Below are 14864 nucleotides of genomic sequence, written 5' to 3'. Positions count from 1 at the left end.
CTTGGAGAGAACATGCAGGTCACTACGAAACTCATCCCCTTCGCCATCGCCCTCGCCTTCGCGGGCACGGCCGGCGCGCAGCAAGTCGTCAAGATCGGCCACGTCGCGCCGATTTCCGGCCCCAGCGCCCACCTCGGCAAGGACAACGAGAACGCCGCGCGCATGGCGATCGACGAGCTCAACGCGAAAGGCTTCACGCTGAACGGCAAGAAGGCCACGTTGCAGCTGATTTCCGAGGACGACGGCGCCGATCCCAAGCAGGGCACTGCGGTCGCACAGAAACTCGTCGACGCGAAGGTGAACGGCGTCATCGGCCACCTGAATTCCGGCACGACGGTGCCCGCGTCGAGGATCTACAACGACGCCGGCATCGTGCAGATCTCGCCCGCCACGACGGCGCCCGTCTACACAACCCAGCACTTCCCCGGCGCGTTCCGCGTCGTCGCCAGCGACGCCAAGCTGGGCAAGACGCTGAGCAAGTATGCGATCGACACGCTGCACGCGAAGAACATCGCCATCATCGACGACCGCACCACCTACGGCCAGGGCGTGGCGGACGAATTCGCGAAGGGCCTGAAAAAGCCGGGCATCAAGGTCGTGGGCCGCGAATTCACGAGCGCGACGGCCACCGACTACACGGCGATCCTCACGTCGATCAAAGGGAAGAAGCCGGACCTGATCTTCTTCGGCGGCATGGACTCCGTCGCGGGCCCGATGCTCAAGCAGATGAAAGCCCTCGGCATCAACGCCGTGTTCATGGGCGGCGACGGCATGTGCACGGACGCGCTGGGCGGCCTGGCCGGCGACGGCCTCGGCGAGAACCACGTGTATTGCGCGGAAGCGGGCGGCGTCAAGGGTCCGCAGGAAAAGGTCATGGACGACTTCCGCGCGCGCTACAAGCAGAAGTTCAACATGAACGTGCAGCTGTACGCGCCGTACGTCTACGACTCCGTGATGGTGATGGCGAAGGCCATGCACGACGCCGGCTCGGCCGATCCCGCGAAGTACCTGCCGGTCCTCAAGAACATCCGCTACGAGGGCGTGACCGGCACGATCCAGTTCGATGCCAACGGCGACATCAAGGACGGCGCGCTGACCTTGTTCACGTACCGGGGCGGCAAGCGCACGAAGCTGGACGTCATCCGCTGAGCGACGTAGGGTGGACGGCTCCGCCGTCCACGCGGCGATTGTTGGTGGCTCCGATCACGTGCACGGCATCGGCGCCGCTGCGTATCACCGCGTGGGCGGCAAGCAGCCCACCCTACAAAAAACGCGCCACGAGTGGCGCGTTTTTTTTGCATCGGTCGCAGATTACTTCTGCGCCAGCACCCACTTCACGAGCGTATGGGCTTCCGCTTCGCTGACCTGCGGGTTGGCCGGCATCGGCACCGGACCCCAGACGCCCGAGCCGCCCTTCATGACCTTCTGGACCAGCTTGCCTTCGGCATCCTTCTGGCCTGCGTATTTGGCGGCGACGTCCTTGTACGCCGGGCCCACCAGCTTGGTCTGCACGGCGTGGCACGCCAGGCAGTTCTTCGATTTCGCCAGGGCGGCGGCGTCCTGCGCGAACGCGCTGGTCGATGCGACGGCAGCGACAGCAACAAACAACATCAGGGAACGTTTCATCAGCTAATCTCCAGTTGGGGGCGTTTCTAATAATCCGATTCTATCGTGTTTCCCCGCCTGTGGCGGCGTGGACATATTCGGTAACGGCTGATACATATTTCCGTTGACCGGATGGCAGGAATCCGTTGTTTCACAGCATCATTGTTGTAACATGGTCCGGGAAAGCAATACACATAGGAATACCATGCCTCTCATCCTCCTGATCCTTGCCCTTGTGGCCCTGCGTTATTTCGAGGTCTGGCGCTTCGCCGAACTGTCCTGGTGGTGGATCGTCGGCCTGATGGCCGTCGCCTTCATCTGGTTCGAATTCATCGAAAAGATGCTGGGACTCGACAAGCGCAAGGCCCACGACCTCGACGAAAAACGCCGCAAGGACCGCGTGAAGCAGAGCTTCGGAAAGCGCAAGTGATGCGCCCGGCAGCTTAGCACGCCCGCTTCGTTATCGGACATGCCAGCTGCCGTATAGCGCCTGTTCCCCGCGCGTATGAAACCGTTCAGCAGGTGACGGCGCCCTTGCTGGCCGGCTGCGCCAGTGCCGCGAACTTGGCCAGCACGCCGCTGGTATAGCGCGGCGCCGGGCGCACCCAGGCTGCGCGGCGGCACGCGATCTCGTCGTCCGGGACGTTCAGCTGGATCAGCTGGCGGTGCGCGTCGATCGTGATCGAATCGCCTTCCTGCACGAGCGCGATCGTGCCGCCCTCGAACGCTTCCGGCGCCACGTGCCCGACGACCATGCCCCAGGTGCCGCCGGAAAACCGCCCGTCCGTGATCAGCCCGACGGATTCACCGAGGCCCTTGCCGATCAGCGCCGCCGTCGGCGCCAGCATTTCCGGCATGCCGGGGCCGCCGCGCGGTCCCAGGTAGCGCAGCACGAGCACGTCGCCCGGGTTGATCTGGTTGGCGAGGATCGTGTCCATCGCGCTGTACTCGTCGTCGAACACGCGCGCGGGCCCCGTGATCACGGGATTCTTCAGCCCCGAGATCTTCGCGACGCAGCCTTCCGGCGACAGATTGCCCTTCAAGATCGCGAGGTGGCCTTCCTTGTACAGCGCGCGGTCCAATGGCCGGATGACATCCTGCCCTACCGGCGGCGCGGACGGCACATGTTCCAGTTCCTCGGCCAGGGTGCGTCCGGTGATGGTGATGCAGTCGCCGTGCAGGAGGCCCGCATCCAGCAGCAACTTCATGACCTGCGGGATGCCACCCGCGCGGTGCAGGTCCGTCGCGACGTACTCGCCCGACGGCTTCAAATTGCAGATGACGGGGACCTTCCGGCGGATCGTCTCGAAATCGTCGATCGTCCACTCCACTTCCGCCGCGTGCGCGATGGCGAGGTAGTGCAGCACGGCGTTCGTCGAGCCGCCGGTCGCCATGATCACGGCGACAGCGTTCTCGATGGATCGTCGCGTGATGATGTCGCGCGGCTTCAGGTCGAGCTTGACGGCTTCCACGAGCACGCGCGCGGACTCCGCCGCCGACTCCGTTTTCTCGTCGTCAGGATTGGCCATCGTCGACGAGTACAGCAGCGACATGCCGAGCGCCTCGAACGACGACGACATCGTGTTCGCCGTGTACATGCCGCCGCACGAGCCGGACGACGGACAGGCGTTGCGCTCGATGCCGTCGAAATCTTCCTGGGTCATGCGCCCCGCCGTGAATTCGCCGACGGCTTCGAACGCGGAGACGATCGTCAGGTCCTTGCCCTTCCAGTGCCCGGGCTTGATCGTGCCGCCGTACACGTAGATGCCGGGGACGTTCGTGCGCGCCAGCGCGATCATCCCGCCCGGCATGTTCTTGTCGCAGCCGCCGATCACGACGACGCCATCCATCCACTGGCCGTTGACGCACGTCTCGATGCAGTCGGCGATCACCTCGCGCGAGATCAGCGAGAACTTCATGCCCTCCGTGCCCATCGACATGCCGTCCGAAATCGTCGGCGTACCGAACACCTGCGGATTCGCGCCCGCATCGCGGATCGTGGCGATGGCCGCATCGGCCAGTTTCTGCAGGCCGGCGTTGCACGGCGTGATCGTGGAATGGCCGTTGGCGACGCCGATCATCGGCTTGTCGAAGTCCGCCTTTTGATAACCCATCGCGTAGTACATCGAACGGTTCGGGCTGCGGGCGACGCCTTCGGTCACGTGGCGGGAACGGCGGTTGTAGCGCGCTGGGTCGGACATGGTCGGCTCCTGATGGGACGATTTTTCCAGCATGCCGCGCGGGCCGGTCCGCGTCAAATGGGCCGTCACGCGTGCTTCTGATATGCTGCGCGAATCACAGCCATGCCACTCATAGGAAGAACAACGCGATGAACCTCGAATTGCGCCAGCTGCGCTACTTCGTCACCGTGGCCGAGGAATTGCACTTCGGCCGCGCCGCCGCGCGCCTGCACATGACGCAACCGCCACTGTCGCAGGCGATCGCCGCGCTGGAAGATGGCCTCGGCACCGCGCTGTTCCTGCGCAACCGCCGCACGGTCGCGCTGACGCCGGCCGGCAGCGCCCTGCTCCCCGAAGCCCGCCGCATCCTGCTTGAAGCCGCGCTGCTGCCGGACCTGGCGCGGCGCGCCGCGAGCGGCGAGACGGGACGGCTGGCGCTCGCGTTCATCACGTCGGCCGACTACAGCGTGCTGCCGCCTTTCCTGCGCCGCTACAGCGAACGCTATCCGGGCGTGCAACTGTCGCTGCAGGAAGCGACGTCGGACGTGCAGGTGGACGAGCTGCTGCGCGGCCGTATCGATGCAGGTTTGTTGATTCCGCCGCTGCCCGAACGCGCGCGCGCGGCGCTCGACTACATGAAGGTCCTGGACGAGCCGCTGATCCTGTGCGCGCCCGCGGGCCTCGCGCTGGCGCCCGCGCGCGCGCGCGCGACGACCTCGCGCCGCGCCGCCGCTGCCGCGACGTCCGGCGGCCTCCACCCGGGCGCGCCCGTGCGGCTGCAGGATTTGCCGCCGCTACCGTTGATCATCTTCCCGCGCGAGATCTCGCCCGCGCTGCACGACGCCATCCTGTCGTGCTTCCGCGCGGCCGGCATCACGCCCGCGATCGGCCAGCAGGCGATCCAGATGCAGACCATCGTCAGCCTCGTCTCCGCGGGCATGGGCTTGGCACTTGTGCCACAATCCGTGTCGAACCTGATGCGCCCGGGCGTAGAATACCGTGCCCTCGCCGACGCGACCCCATTGGTCGAAACCGGCATCGCATGGCGCCGCGATAATGCTTCGCCGGTGCTCAAGGGCTTTTTGGAACTACTGAGGACAATTTAATATGCTTCATCACCCGCGACCGAACCCGATTGCCTTCAGCATCGGCCCCGTCGACATCCACTGGTACGGGATCATGTACGTGTTGGCCTTCGCCCTGTTCATCCTGCTGGGCCGCGCGCGCATCAAGACGCAGGCCCACGTGCAGGCGCAAGGCTGGACCTACACCGACCTCGACGACATGCTGTTCTACGGGATGCTGGGCGTGGTGATCGGCGGCCGCCTCGGCGAAGTGCTGTTCTACCAGCCCGCCTACTATTTCTCGCATCCGGCCGAAATCTTCATGACCTGGCACGGCGGCATGTCGTATCACGGCGGCTTCCTGGGCGTGCTGATCGCGATGGCGCTGTGGGCGCGCAAGCGCGGCCGCAACCTGCTGGACGTGTATGACTTCATCGCGCCGATGGTCCCCATCGGCTACGCGTGCGGGCGCCTGGGGAATTTCATCAACGCGGAGCTGCCGGGCCGCCTCGCCGACGCGAGCCTGCCATGGGCGATGGACGGCTGGCCGGGCGTCGAGGGCCTGCGCCATCCGTCGCCGCTGTACCAGATGCTGGTCGACGGCATCCTCGTGTTCGTGATCATGTGGCTGTTCGCGCGCAAGCCGCGCCCGCGCCTCGCGGTGGGTGCGCTGTACACGCTGCTGTATGGCTGCGCGCGCTTCTTCACGGAGTATTTCCGCGTGCCCGATTGGGAGACGCATGTGATGGGGTTGCCGATCACGTCGGGGCAGGTGCTGTCGCTGCCCATGATCGTGGCGGGCATCATCATGCTGGGGTGGGCCTACTCGGATGCTAACAAGCGCGCGGTGCACGCGTAACGCGGTCGCGCTTCGCGTAGGGTGGACGGCTCCGCCGTCCACGCGGTGATAGGCGCCATCAAATAAGCCGCGTCTGTGCCGAGATTCGTTGAACGCGTGGACGGCAAGCCATCCACCCTACAAACCCATTAGCTCCCGCACTTTATTCCACTGCCCCGGCGTCACCGGCGAAATGGACAACCGGCTCCCCTTCTGCAGCAGCACCATGTCTTCCAGTTCCGGCACGCCGCGCATGTCGGACAACGGCAGATAACGCCCTTCCTCCACCGCCGTCACGTCGACGGAAATCCAGCGCGGCTGCTCGCGCGTGGCCTTCGGATCGAAGTAATGGCTGGCTGGATCGAACTGCGACGCATCCGGATACGGGCCGCTGGCCACGCGCGCGATGCCCGCCACGCCGGGCACGGCGCAGCTGGAGTGATAGAACAGCACGCCGTCGCCGACCTGCATCTGGTCGCGCATGAAATTGCGGGCCTGGTAGTTGCGCACGCCGAACCAGGCGACCGTCTTGCCCGGCGCTTTCAACACGTCGGCGAAGCTCACTTCATCGGGTTCGGATTTCATCAGCCAGTAGCGCATGCGCGGCACTCCTTCGAATAAAAAAAAGCGGTTGCGACCTCATGGTCCGCAACCGCTCGTGTGTTTATCCCCGCCTGTGCCGTTTTTGCCGGCATCCCGAACCTGACGGCTCAAGGTGGTCGCGGTCAGTTCAGTTTCGGGTTCGTCGGACTAGCGACGATCGCGCCCACCAAACATGTTCCACAACCTATGCGAAAGAATGGTTCAAGGAATATATGGCAAATCTCGAACACCGCAGGGTAGACCGCAGTTTACTACGATAGGCGGGCATGTCAAACCCTTTTCGGCCTGGATTCAGTGTTCGCCGTCCGAGAGTGCGGCATCCAACACCGTGTGCATCGCCTCGAGTTTTTGCTTGACTTCGAGGATCGTCATCTCCGACAGCGGGCCTTGCGGCGCCTTCACGGACAGGAATTCGGCCGCCACCGACAGCGCCGCCATGACGGCGATGCGGTCCGTGCCCTTGACCTTGCCGGAGTCGCGCAGCGCGCACATTTTGCCATCGAGGTAGGCCACGGCCTCGCGCAGCGTCTTTTCTTCGCCGTCGCGGCAGGCCAGGCGATACGGCTGGCCCATGATGTTCACGTCGAGCTGGATCATTGCGCGGCTTCCGTGTCGTCGGAGGTTTCGGGAGCGGGTTCGAAATGGGCCAGCAGGCCCTCGACACGCTGCTGGGCCGCGAGCAGGCGGTTCTTGAAGTCGACGTTTTCCGCGCTGAGCAAGGCGTTTGCCTGGCGCAGCAGATAGTTCTCGCTGCGCAGTGCCTGGGTCAACTGGGCGAGCCGGTCGATCTTGTCTGATAGGTCTTGGAATTCGGAAATCATCCATAACTATAGGATCGAGTTGAATTTTTCGTCAACAGGCGCGCGTGCGCGTGCGCGCCGCGGCCGACCAGTCCGGCCGATCGTGCGCCCTTTCCGACCGAATCGGTGCTACGCTCGTCGGATTGTGTATTCACCAACCGCCGCGAATTCACGTCGCGGCGCGTCTGCGCATTGCCCCCGGACCGCCCTCCCGCTTGCGAAGCCGCAAAAAAGTCCGTTAAAACACGAACCCAGTGGCTTGAAATGCCACATTATCGTCCCTATAATTAGCACTCGTTAGTAGAGAGTGCTAACAAACCTTTCTACACCGCGGCGGGCCGATCCCGACGATGGCCCGGCGCGGTTACTGGATAGCCTGTCAAACCAACTACAAGGAGTTATGCATGAACCTTCGCCCATTGCACGATCGCGTGATCGTGAAGCGTCTCGACCAGGAAACCAAGACTGCGTCCGGCCTGATCATCCCCGATGCGGCGGCCGAGAAGCCGGACCAAGGTGAAGTGCTGGCCGTCGGCAACGGCAAAGTGCAAGAGAACGGCAACGTCCGCCCGCTGGAAGTGAAAGTCGGCGACCGCGTCCTGTTCGGCAAGTACTCGGGCCAATCCGTCAAGGTCAACGGCGAAGAGCTGCTGGTCATGCGCGAAGAAGACATCATGGCCGTCGTGGCCCTGTAATCGTCCAAACAACTTCCTGAATCTGGAGAATCAAATATGGCAGCTAAAGATGTAATTTTCGGCGACGTCGCACGCGCCAAGATGGTCGAGGGTGTGAACATCCTGGCCAACGCAGTCAAAGTCACCCTGGGTCCGAAAGGCCGCAACGTCGTGCTGGAACGTTCGTTCGGCGCCCCGACCGTCACCAAGGACGGTGTCTCGGTGGCCAAAGAGATCGAACTGAAAGACAAGCTCATGAACATGGGCGCGCAGATGGTCAAGGAAGTCGCTTCGAAGACCAGCGACAACGCCGGTGACGGCACCACCACCGCGACCGTGCTGGCACAAGCCATCGTCCGCGAAGGCATGAAGTTCGTTGCCGCCGGCATGAACCCGATGGACCTGAAGCGCGGCATCGACAAGGCCGTCGCCGCCACCGTCGAAGAACTGAAGAAGATCGCCAAGCCGACGACGACCTCGAAAGAGATCGCCCAGGTCGGTACCATCTCGGCCAACTCGGATTCGTCCGTCGGCGAGCGCATCGCCGAGGCGATGGAAAAAGTCGGCAAGGAAGGCGTCATCACCGTCGAAGACGGCAAGTCGCTGAACGACGAGCTGGACATCGTGGAAGGCATGCAGTTCGACCGCGGCTACCTGTCGCCGTACTTCATCAACAACCCGGACAAGCAGGTCGCCGTTCACGAGAACCCGTTCATCCTGCTGTGCGACAAGAAGATCTCCAACATCCGTGACCTGCTGCCGGTGCTGGAGCAAGTCGCCAAGGCCGGCCGTCCGCTGGTGATCGTCGCCGAAGACATCGAAGGCGAAGCGCTGGCGACCCTGGTCGTCAACAACATCCGCGGCATCCTGAAGACCGTCGCCGTCAAGGCACCGGGCTTCGGCGACCGTCGCAAGGCCATGCTGGAAGACATCGCCATCCTGACCGGTGGCCAGGTGATCGCCGAAGAAGTCGGCCTCACGCTGGAAAAGGTCACGCTGAACGAACTGGGCCAGGCCAAGCGCGTCGAAGTGGGCAAGGAAAACACCATCATCATCGATGGCGCCGGTGCCGCTGAATCGATCGAAGCTCGCGTCAAGATGGTCCGCGTCCAGATCGAAGAAGCGACCTCGGACTACGACCGCGAGAAGCTGCAGGAACGCGTGGCCAAGCTGGCCGGCGGCGTTGCCGTGATCCGCGTCGGTGCCGCGACCGAAGTCGAAATGAAAGAGAAGAAAGCACGCGTGGAAGACGCGCTGCACGCTACCCGCGCTGCCGTCGAAGAAGGCATCGTCCCGGGCGGCGGCGTGGCCCTGCTGCGTGCCCGCGCCGCACTGCAAGTCAAAGGCGACAACCCGGACCAGGAAGCCGGCATCAAGATCGTCCTGCGCGCCATGGAAGAGCCGCTGCGCATGATCGTCCAGAACGCCGGCGAAGAGCCGTCGGTCGTCGTCGCTGCCGTCATCGGCGGTCAGGGCAACTACGGCTACAACGCGTCGAACGGCACCTATGGCGACATGGTCGAAATGGGCGTGCTGGATCCGGCCAAGGTCACCCGCTCGGCACTGCAGAACGCAGCGTCGATCGCCGGCCTGATGCTGACCACCGACTGCATGGTCTCGGAAGTCGCCGAAGACAAGCCGGCTGCCGGCGGCATGGGCGGTATGGGCGGCATGGGCGGCATGGGCATGGACGGCATGATGTAATAGCCGGACAGGCTGCCGGCATCGCGCCGGCACCGTTCACGAAAAAGCCTGCGGGGTTCGCGCCCCGCGGGCTTTTTTATTTAGAATCGTCCCCTATCGAACGCGAACGAAAGGATGCGGGATGCGAGGATGGCGCCGGGCGGCACGGGCCGCGCTGTGGGGTGTGCTGATGCTGCCGGCGACTGCCGGCGCAGCGCAGGAAGGCAGGTCGGGCTTCGACGTGGCCGGCATGGACCGTGGCGTCCGCCCTGGCGACGACTTCTTCGCCTACGCCAACGGCGGGTGGGCGCGGCGCACGCCGATTCCGGCGGACCGGTCGACGGTCGGTACGATCGGCGCGCTCGACGACCGCAGCCGCGAGCAGGTCCGCGCGATCCTCGAGGACGCGGCGCACGACGCCACCAGCAGGATGGGCACGGCCTGGCGCGCCTTCCTCGACACGGCCGCCATCGAACGGCGCGGCATGACGCCCGTCGCACCGTTGCTCGCGCGCGTGCACGCCGTGGGCACGCGCGCAGACTATGTCGCGACCGCTGCGGAACTGGGCAAGCTTGGCGTCGCGCTGCCCCTGGACTTCACGGTGGAACCGGACGACGGCGACCCGGATCACTATGCGCTGATCGTGTCGCAAGCAGGCCTCGGCATGCCCGACCGCGACTACTACCTGGCCGACACGGCCACCATGCGCGACGCGCGCGCCGCGTACCGGCGCTATCTCGCGGCCGTGCTCGCGCTGGCCGGCATCGACGACGCGGGCGCCGCCGACCGCCTGCTCGCGTTCGAGACGCGGATCGCGCAGGCCAGCTGGCCGACGGACGCGAGCCGCGACGCGCAGCGCACCTACAATCCCCTTCCGCTCGACCGCGCGGGCCCCGGCTTGCCGGCACTGGTACGCGCGCTCGGCTACGACACGCGGCGCGCCGTCGTGCGCCAGCCCGGCGCGGTGGCGGCGATCCTCGCGCTCGTCGACACGGAACCGGTGGAGACATTGCGCGCCATGCTCGCCGTGCGCCTGCTGCACCGCTACGCCGCCGTGCTGCCGACGGCCGTGCGCGATGCGGACTTCGCGTTCTACGGCCACACGATCGACGGCATCGACACGCCGGAGCCGCGCTGGCGCCAGGCCGTCGGCTTCGTGCTCGACGCCGTGCCCGACGACGTCAGCCGGGTCTATGTCGCGCGCCATTTTTCGCCCGCGACGCGCGCGGCGGCGCAGGCGCTCGTCGACAACCTCGTGGCCGCGTTCGGGCGCCGCATCGACGCGTTGGACTGGATGACGCCGGAGACGAAGGCGCGGGCGCGGCGCAAGCTGGCGTCGTTCCGCGCGCAGGTGGGCTATCCGGACCGCTGGCACGACTACGGCAAGCTCGCGCTGCGCGACGGCGACGCGTTCGGCAACGCCACGCGGGCCGCGGCCTTCCACCACGACTGGGACGCGGCCAAGGTCGGGCGGGCCGTGTACCGCTGCGAGTGGAGCGCGACGCCGATGACGGTGGACGCCTTCGCGAACTACCCGAAGGTGGCCATCGTCTTCCCCGCCGCGATCCTGCAGCCGCCGTTCTTCGACGCCGACGCCGACCCGGCCGTCAACTACGGCGGCATCGGCGCGTCGATCGCGCACGAGATGACGCACCATTTCGACGACCAGGGCGCGCGCTACGACGAGCGGGGACGCCTCGCCACGTGGTGGTCGGCGCGCGACCGGGCCGCGTTCGAGGCGCGCACGGGCGCGCTCGCGGCGCAGTTCGACCAGTACGCGCCGCTGCCCGGCGTGCACGTGAACGGCAGGCTGACGCTGGGCGAGAACATCGCCGACCTGGGCGGCCTCGCCGTCGCGTACGACGCCTATCACGCGGCGCTGGGCGGCAAGCCGGCGCCCGTGATCGACGGGCTGACGGGCGACCAGCGCTTCTTCCTCGGCTGGGCGCAGATCTGGCGCCTGCGCTACCGCGACGCCGACCTGCGCCGGCGCCTGCTCACGAACCCGCACGCGCCGGCGCCGCAGCGCGTGTGGACCGTGCGCAATCTCGACGATTTCTATCCCGCATTCGACGTCGAACCGACCGATCGGCTGTACCTGAAGCCGGCCGACCGCGTGCGGATCTGGTAGCGGCGGCCGTCTCCAAGCGTGCGAGCCCGCGCGCGCAAGCGCTGCATACTGGCGGCATCGAACGGAAGCGGAGGCACCATGGCAGCAGTCAACCTGGACGAGCTTGAACACGCGGCAATGGTCGTCGACGACGGCGAGGGCCGCGCCCGCGCCCTCGTCGCGCGCGCGACGGGCATGATTCACGTGCTCAACGACGACTACATGGACGAGGAAGCGCCGCTTCCGTCCGACGCGGACAGTGGCGATGCCGCGTACGTTGCCGTGCCGCCCGCGAGCACGCTCGGCATCGGCGACCCGCTCGTGCTGCGCTTCGCGGCCGCGCACATGGCAGGCGACCAGGCCACCGTACACGACCTCATGCGCGCCCAGGACACGGACGGCTTCGACCGCCTGCTGGCAGAGCGTGGCGCCGCCGAGGCGTGGCAGCGCTTCCGCACCGAGGAGACGCGCACGGCGCTGCAGCGCTGGTGCGACGAGCACGGGTTGCAGCTCAAGGGCTGAAGGACCGCGGTTCGATCGGGCGGCGGCGGCAACTGCTGAGTTGCCGGGTGACACCAGTTGGTTTAGACTGGTTCTTTCTCCCCATCGAGCCGCCATGTCCGCACGTCCGATCCGCCTGCTGAGCGCCACTCTGTTCGCCCTGGGCGCGCTCGCCGCCTGCAAGGGCGAGAAACCGGCGCCGCCGCCGAAGCCTGCCGCCGTCCAGGCACCGGCCGCGCCCGCGCGCACGCGCGAGCAGGCCATCGCCACCCTGATGGCGCTGCCGGAGCTGAAGACGTGGTCGGAACAGATCGAAAAGCACTCGCACGGCGCGGCCCACGGCGCCGTCATCGAGGACGATCCGAACCCGCGCGTCATCGGCGGCAAGGCCTACTACCAGCTGAGCTTCGTGGAAGACCGCAAGCAGAACGTACACCGCCGCGCCAGCTTCCTCGTGGCGCACGAGGGCGACGAGATTCTCGTCGAAGACCTCGACAGCGACACCGTGCAATCGCTGGCCGAATGGCGGCGCAACATCCGCAATGTCGAACTGAAATCCGGTTGACCGAAGACAAACCAGCGGCCTTCCAACGCGCCTATCGTGGACGATGCCGCTGACCGTGCTGCGCCATCGCTCATTCGCCTCATTCCCTTGATCGGTGGCGTCACTCCTCCCCCGGTCGGCGGCGCCTCCGCCCTCTTTTCACTCAGCGCTGCGCGCGCCACTCGGCCAGATAGTGCTGCGGCGTCTTGCCCAGCAGCTTGCGGAACATGCTCGTGAACGCACTCGGGCTGGCATAGCCCAACGCCTGCGCGACGTTGCCCACGCTCTCGCCGCGAGCCAGCATCTCGAACGCATGCGCCAGGTGCACCTGCTGGACCCACTGGCGGTAGTGCAACCCCGTCTCGCGGGGGAATAGCCGGATCAAGGTGCGCGCGCTGGCGCCCGCGTCGAGCGCGTAGTCGTCGAGCCGGCGCAGGTTGCCGGGGTCCGCCATGATGTCCTCGCACAGGGCCAGCAGGCGACGGTCGCGCGGCCACGGCACGGCGATGGGCACCGTCTCCATTGCCGCCAGCTCCGACAGGATCAGCCGCGCCAGCGCCTCGCCGCGTCCGCCGGGCGGATAGTCGACGGGTTCCAGCGACAAGGCCACGATCAGCTCGCGCAGCAGCGGACTCACTTCCAGTACGCGACAGCCGTCGACGAGGCCGGGCGCCGCATCCGCCTCGATGTACAGCGCCCGCATGTTGACGCGGCTGAGCATCGTCAGCTCGTGTACGACACCGGGCGCGATCAGCAGGGCGCGGCGCGGCGGGATGATCCACACGCCCAGCTCCGTGCGCACGCGCATCACGCCCTCGCTCGCGTACAGCAGTTGCACCCACGGGTGGCTGTGGGCTTCGACCAGTTCGCCGTGCGGCACGATGGACGGCATGGCCGTCACGCTGCGCGGCAGTTGGCGAAAATGCTGGCGGTAGCGGGGCGATGGCGTGAGTGTCACCTGGGCGACGAAAGATGGAATATGCGTTCGAATTGCACATATTACACTGGCCTGCCATTCATCGAGAAAGCCACCATGACCACGCCAAGCTCGCCCGTCGTCGCGGCAAATGGGCCGGCCAGCGCCGCGCCCGGGACCGTGCTCCAGATCCTGTTTTCCGTCGCCTTCGTGCACCTGCTGAACGATTGCGTGCAAGCCGTCCTGCCGTCGATCTATCCGCTGTTGAAAGACCAGTTTTCGCTCAGCTTCACGCAGGTCGGCCTGATCACGCTGACGTTCCAGTGCACCGCGTCGCTGCTGCAGCCGTGGATCGGCCTTTACACCGACAAGCGCCCCCTGCCGTTCCTGCTGCCGGCCGGGATGTGCGTGACCTTGGCCGGCGTCGGCCTGCTGTCCGTCGCCGGCAACTTCGGCATGCTGCTGCTGGCCGCCGCCATGATCGGCGTCGGTTCGTCGACCTTCCACCCGGAAGCGTCGCGCGTGGCGCGGCTCGCATCGGGCGGCCGCTTCGGCTTCGCGCAGTCGCTGTTCCAGGTCGGCGGCAACCTCGGATCGGCGTTCGGCCCGCTGCTCGCCGCCGCCATCATCGTCGGGCGCGGCCAGGGCCGCATCGCCTGGTTCATGCTGTTCATCCTCGCGGCCGTAGCGGTGCTCGTGGGCGTGGCGCGCTGGTATGCCGGCCACCTGCAGACGTCCACGCGCCGCGCCGCCGCGCACGCCGGTCCCGCGCTGCCGCGTGCAACGGTCATGCGTGCGCTCGTCGTGCTGGCGCTGCTGGTGTTCTCGAAATACGTCTACATGTCGACCTTGTCGAGCTATTACACGTTCTTCCTGATCGAGAAATTCCAGGTCCCCGTCGGCACGGCGCAGCTGTACCTGTTCGCGTTCCTCGCGGCCGTCGCCGCGGGCACGTTCGCGGGTGGCCCGATCGGCGACCGCATCGGCCGCAAGCGCGTGATCTGGGTGTCGATCCTCGGCGCCGCGCCGTTCACCTTGGCGCTGCCGTATGCGGATCTGTTCTGGACCGGCGCGCTGTCGGTGGTGATCGGACTCGTGATGTCGTCCGCGTTTTCCGCGATCGTCGTGTTCGCGCAGGAGCTCGTGCCGGGCAAGGTCGGCATGGTCGCGGGGATCTTCTTTGGCCTGATGTTCGGCTTCAGCGGCATCGGCGCCGCGGCCATGGGGCAGATTGCCGATGTGGCGGGGATCGAGACGGTGTATCGGATTGCGGCGTTTCTGCCGTTGTTGGGGATTCTTGCGGCGCTCTTGCCACGGATCGAAACGTAGGGTGGACGGCAGAGCCG

The 14864-nt window shown here is 66.2% G+C and carries 16 protein-coding genes and 1 other RNA gene; 10 read left to right on the top strand and 7 right to left on the bottom strand.

Annotation, left to right across the window (positions count from 1 at the left end; all coding sequences use genetic code 11):
* Nucleotides 1–12 precede the first annotated feature (12 nt).
* Nucleotides 13–1149 carry a branched-chain amino acid ABC transporter substrate-binding protein gene (locus NX784_RS21070; RefSeq protein WP_258818658.1) on the top strand — a complete coding sequence of 379 codons (1137 nt, stop codon included), beginning with the start codon at nucleotides 13–15 and terminating at the stop codon, nucleotides 1147–1149.
* Between the two features lie 162 nt (nucleotides 1150–1311).
* Here NX784_RS21070 and NX784_RS21065 read toward each other — a convergent pair whose 3' ends face one another.
* Nucleotides 1312–1626 carry a c-type cytochrome gene (locus tag NX784_RS21065; protein ID WP_166858739.1) on the bottom strand — a complete coding sequence of 105 codons (315 nt, stop codon included), beginning with the start codon at nucleotides 1624–1626 and terminating at the stop codon, nucleotides 1312–1314.
* A gap of 184 nt (nucleotides 1627–1810) precedes the next feature.
* Between NX784_RS21065 and NX784_RS21060 the strand changes: the two genes are divergently transcribed.
* The gene (locus NX784_RS21060; RefSeq protein WP_258818657.1) at nucleotides 1811–2035 is read left to right on the top strand and encodes a TIGR04438 family Trp-rich protein; all 225 of its coding nucleotides are present in this window, start codon (nucleotides 1811–1813) and stop codon (nucleotides 2033–2035) included.
* A gap of 85 nt (nucleotides 2036–2120) precedes the next feature.
* Here NX784_RS21060 and ilvD read toward each other — a convergent pair whose 3' ends face one another.
* Entirely contained in the window at nucleotides 2121–3806 is a 1686-nt protein-coding gene (gene ilvD, locus NX784_RS21055) for a dihydroxy-acid dehydratase (protein ID WP_258818656.1), read from the bottom strand.
* Between the two features lie 128 nt (nucleotides 3807–3934).
* Here ilvD and NX784_RS21050 point away from each other — a divergent pair, with 128 nt between their 5' ends.
* A complete protein-coding gene (locus tag NX784_RS21050; RefSeq protein WP_258818655.1) occupies nucleotides 3935–4891 on the top strand; it encodes a LysR family transcriptional regulator in 957 nt (318 codons plus the stop codon).
* 1 nt (nucleotide 4892) lies between these two features.
* A complete protein-coding gene (gene lgt, locus NX784_RS21045) occupies nucleotides 4893–5708 on the top strand; it encodes a prolipoprotein diacylglyceryl transferase (RefSeq protein WP_258818654.1) in 816 nt (271 codons plus the stop codon).
* 117 nt (nucleotides 5709–5825) lie between these two features.
* Here lgt and NX784_RS21040 read toward each other — a convergent pair whose 3' ends face one another.
* From NX784_RS21040 to NX784_RS21025, 4 genes are all read right to left on the bottom strand, one after another.
* Complete coding sequence (locus NX784_RS21040) at nucleotides 5826–6287, bottom strand: EVE domain-containing protein (RefSeq protein ID WP_258818653.1); 462 nt, start codon at nucleotides 6285–6287, stop codon at nucleotides 5826–5828.
* Between the two features lie 63 nt (nucleotides 6288–6350).
* Nucleotides 6351–6531: non-coding RNA, 6S RNA (gene ssrS / locus NX784_RS21035), on the bottom strand.
* A 50-nt stretch (nucleotides 6532–6581) separates the two neighbouring features.
* Complete coding sequence (locus NX784_RS21030; protein ID WP_166858751.1) at nucleotides 6582–6887, bottom strand: cell division protein ZapA; 306 nt, start codon at nucleotides 6885–6887, stop codon at nucleotides 6582–6584.
* The gene (locus NX784_RS21025) at nucleotides 6884–7111 is read right to left on the bottom strand and encodes a DUF4403 family protein (RefSeq protein WP_258818652.1); all 228 of its coding nucleotides are present in this window, start codon (nucleotides 7109–7111) and stop codon (nucleotides 6884–6886) included. The genes NX784_RS21030 and NX784_RS21025 overlap by 4 nt, the downstream gene beginning before the upstream one ends.
* Before the next feature lie 383 nt (nucleotides 7112–7494).
* Here NX784_RS21025 and groES point away from each other — a divergent pair, with 383 nt between their 5' ends.
* The 5 genes from groES (at nucleotide 7495) to NX784_RS21000 (ending at nucleotide 12623) form a co-directional block, all read left to right on the top strand.
* A complete protein-coding gene (groES, locus tag NX784_RS21020) occupies nucleotides 7495–7785 on the top strand; it encodes a co-chaperone GroES (protein ID WP_258818651.1) in 291 nt (96 codons plus the stop codon).
* Between the two features lie 36 nt (nucleotides 7786–7821).
* A complete protein-coding gene (gene groL, locus NX784_RS21015) occupies nucleotides 7822–9468 on the top strand; it encodes a chaperonin GroEL (protein WP_258818650.1) in 1647 nt (548 codons plus the stop codon).
* Between the two features lie 121 nt (nucleotides 9469–9589).
* The gene (locus tag NX784_RS21010; RefSeq protein ID WP_258818649.1) at nucleotides 9590–11578 is read left to right on the top strand and encodes a M13 family metallopeptidase; all 1989 of its coding nucleotides are present in this window, start codon (nucleotides 9590–9592) and stop codon (nucleotides 11576–11578) included.
* A gap of 78 nt (nucleotides 11579–11656) precedes the next feature.
* A complete protein-coding gene (locus NX784_RS21005) occupies nucleotides 11657–12079 on the top strand; it encodes a hypothetical protein (protein ID WP_258818648.1) in 423 nt (140 codons plus the stop codon).
* A 94-nt stretch (nucleotides 12080–12173) separates the two neighbouring features.
* On the top strand, nucleotides 12174–12623 hold the full coding sequence (locus NX784_RS21000; RefSeq protein ID WP_258818647.1) for a hypothetical protein: 450 nt from the start codon (nucleotides 12174–12176) through the stop codon (nucleotides 12621–12623).
* Between the two features lie 142 nt (nucleotides 12624–12765).
* Here the strand turns inward: NX784_RS21000 and NX784_RS20995 are convergent, their stop codons facing one another.
* Complete coding sequence (locus NX784_RS20995) at nucleotides 12766–13494, bottom strand: AraC family transcriptional regulator (RefSeq protein WP_370662959.1); 729 nt, start codon at nucleotides 13492–13494, stop codon at nucleotides 12766–12768.
* Between the two features lie 141 nt (nucleotides 13495–13635).
* Between NX784_RS20995 and NX784_RS20990 the strand changes: the two genes are divergently transcribed.
* Entirely contained in the window at nucleotides 13636–14847 is a 1212-nt protein-coding gene (locus NX784_RS20990; protein ID WP_258818645.1) for an MFS transporter, read from the top strand.
* The last annotated feature ends 17 nt before the right edge of the window (nucleotides 14848–14864 follow it).

The sequence above is a fragment of the Massilia pinisoli genome (genome assembly GCF_024753285.1).
Classification (GTDB): Bacteria; Pseudomonadota; Gammaproteobacteria; order Burkholderiales; family Burkholderiaceae_D; genus Telluria; species Telluria pinisoli.
Note: the sequence above shows the minus strand (reverse complement) of the source record. Positions and strands in the feature narration are given on the sequence as shown.

Coding starts and splice junctions, on each gene's coding strand:
- NX784_RS21025 (WP_258818652.1), bottom strand. CDS start 7,111: ATGATTTCCGAATTCCAAGACCTATCAGACAAGATCGACCGGCTCGCC.
- NX784_RS20995 (WP_370662959.1), bottom strand. CDS start 13,494: ATGCCGTCCATCGTGCCGCACGGCGAACTGGTCGAAGCCCACAGCCAC.
- NX784_RS21000 (WP_258818647.1), top strand. CDS start 12,174: ATGTCCGCACGTCCGATCCGCCTGCTGAGCGCCACTCTGTTCGCCCTG.
- NX784_RS21040 (WP_258818653.1), bottom strand. CDS start 6,287: ATGCGCTACTGGCTGATGAAATCCGAACCCGATGAAGTGAGCTTCGCC.
- NX784_RS21005 (WP_258818648.1), top strand. CDS start 11,657: ATGGCAGCAGTCAACCTGGACGAGCTTGAACACGCGGCAATGGTCGTC.
- ilvD (WP_258818656.1), bottom strand. CDS start 3,806: ATGTCCGACCCAGCGCGCTACAACCGCCGTTCCCGCCACGTGACCGAA.
- groES (WP_258818651.1), top strand. CDS start 7,495: ATGAACCTTCGCCCATTGCACGATCGCGTGATCGTGAAGCGTCTCGAC.
- NX784_RS20990 (WP_258818645.1), top strand. CDS start 13,636: ATGACCACGCCAAGCTCGCCCGTCGTCGCGGCAAATGGGCCGGCCAGC.
- NX784_RS21030 (WP_166858751.1), bottom strand. CDS start 6,887: ATGATCCAGCTCGACGTGAACATCATGGGCCAGCCGTATCGCCTGGCC.
- NX784_RS21065 (WP_166858739.1), bottom strand. CDS start 1,626: ATGAAACGTTCCCTGATGTTGTTTGTTGCTGTCGCTGCCGTCGCATCG.
- lgt (WP_258818654.1), top strand. CDS start 4,893: ATGCTTCATCACCCGCGACCGAACCCGATTGCCTTCAGCATCGGCCCC.
- groL (WP_258818650.1), top strand. CDS start 7,822: ATGGCAGCTAAAGATGTAATTTTCGGCGACGTCGCACGCGCCAAGATG.
- NX784_RS21070 (WP_258818658.1), top strand. CDS start 13: ATGCAGGTCACTACGAAACTCATCCCCTTCGCCATCGCCCTCGCCTTC.
- NX784_RS21010 (WP_258818649.1), top strand. CDS start 9,590: ATGCGAGGATGGCGCCGGGCGGCACGGGCCGCGCTGTGGGGTGTGCTG.
- NX784_RS21060 (WP_258818657.1), top strand. CDS start 1,811: ATGCCTCTCATCCTCCTGATCCTTGCCCTTGTGGCCCTGCGTTATTTC.
- NX784_RS21050 (WP_258818655.1), top strand. CDS start 3,935: ATGAACCTCGAATTGCGCCAGCTGCGCTACTTCGTCACCGTGGCCGAG.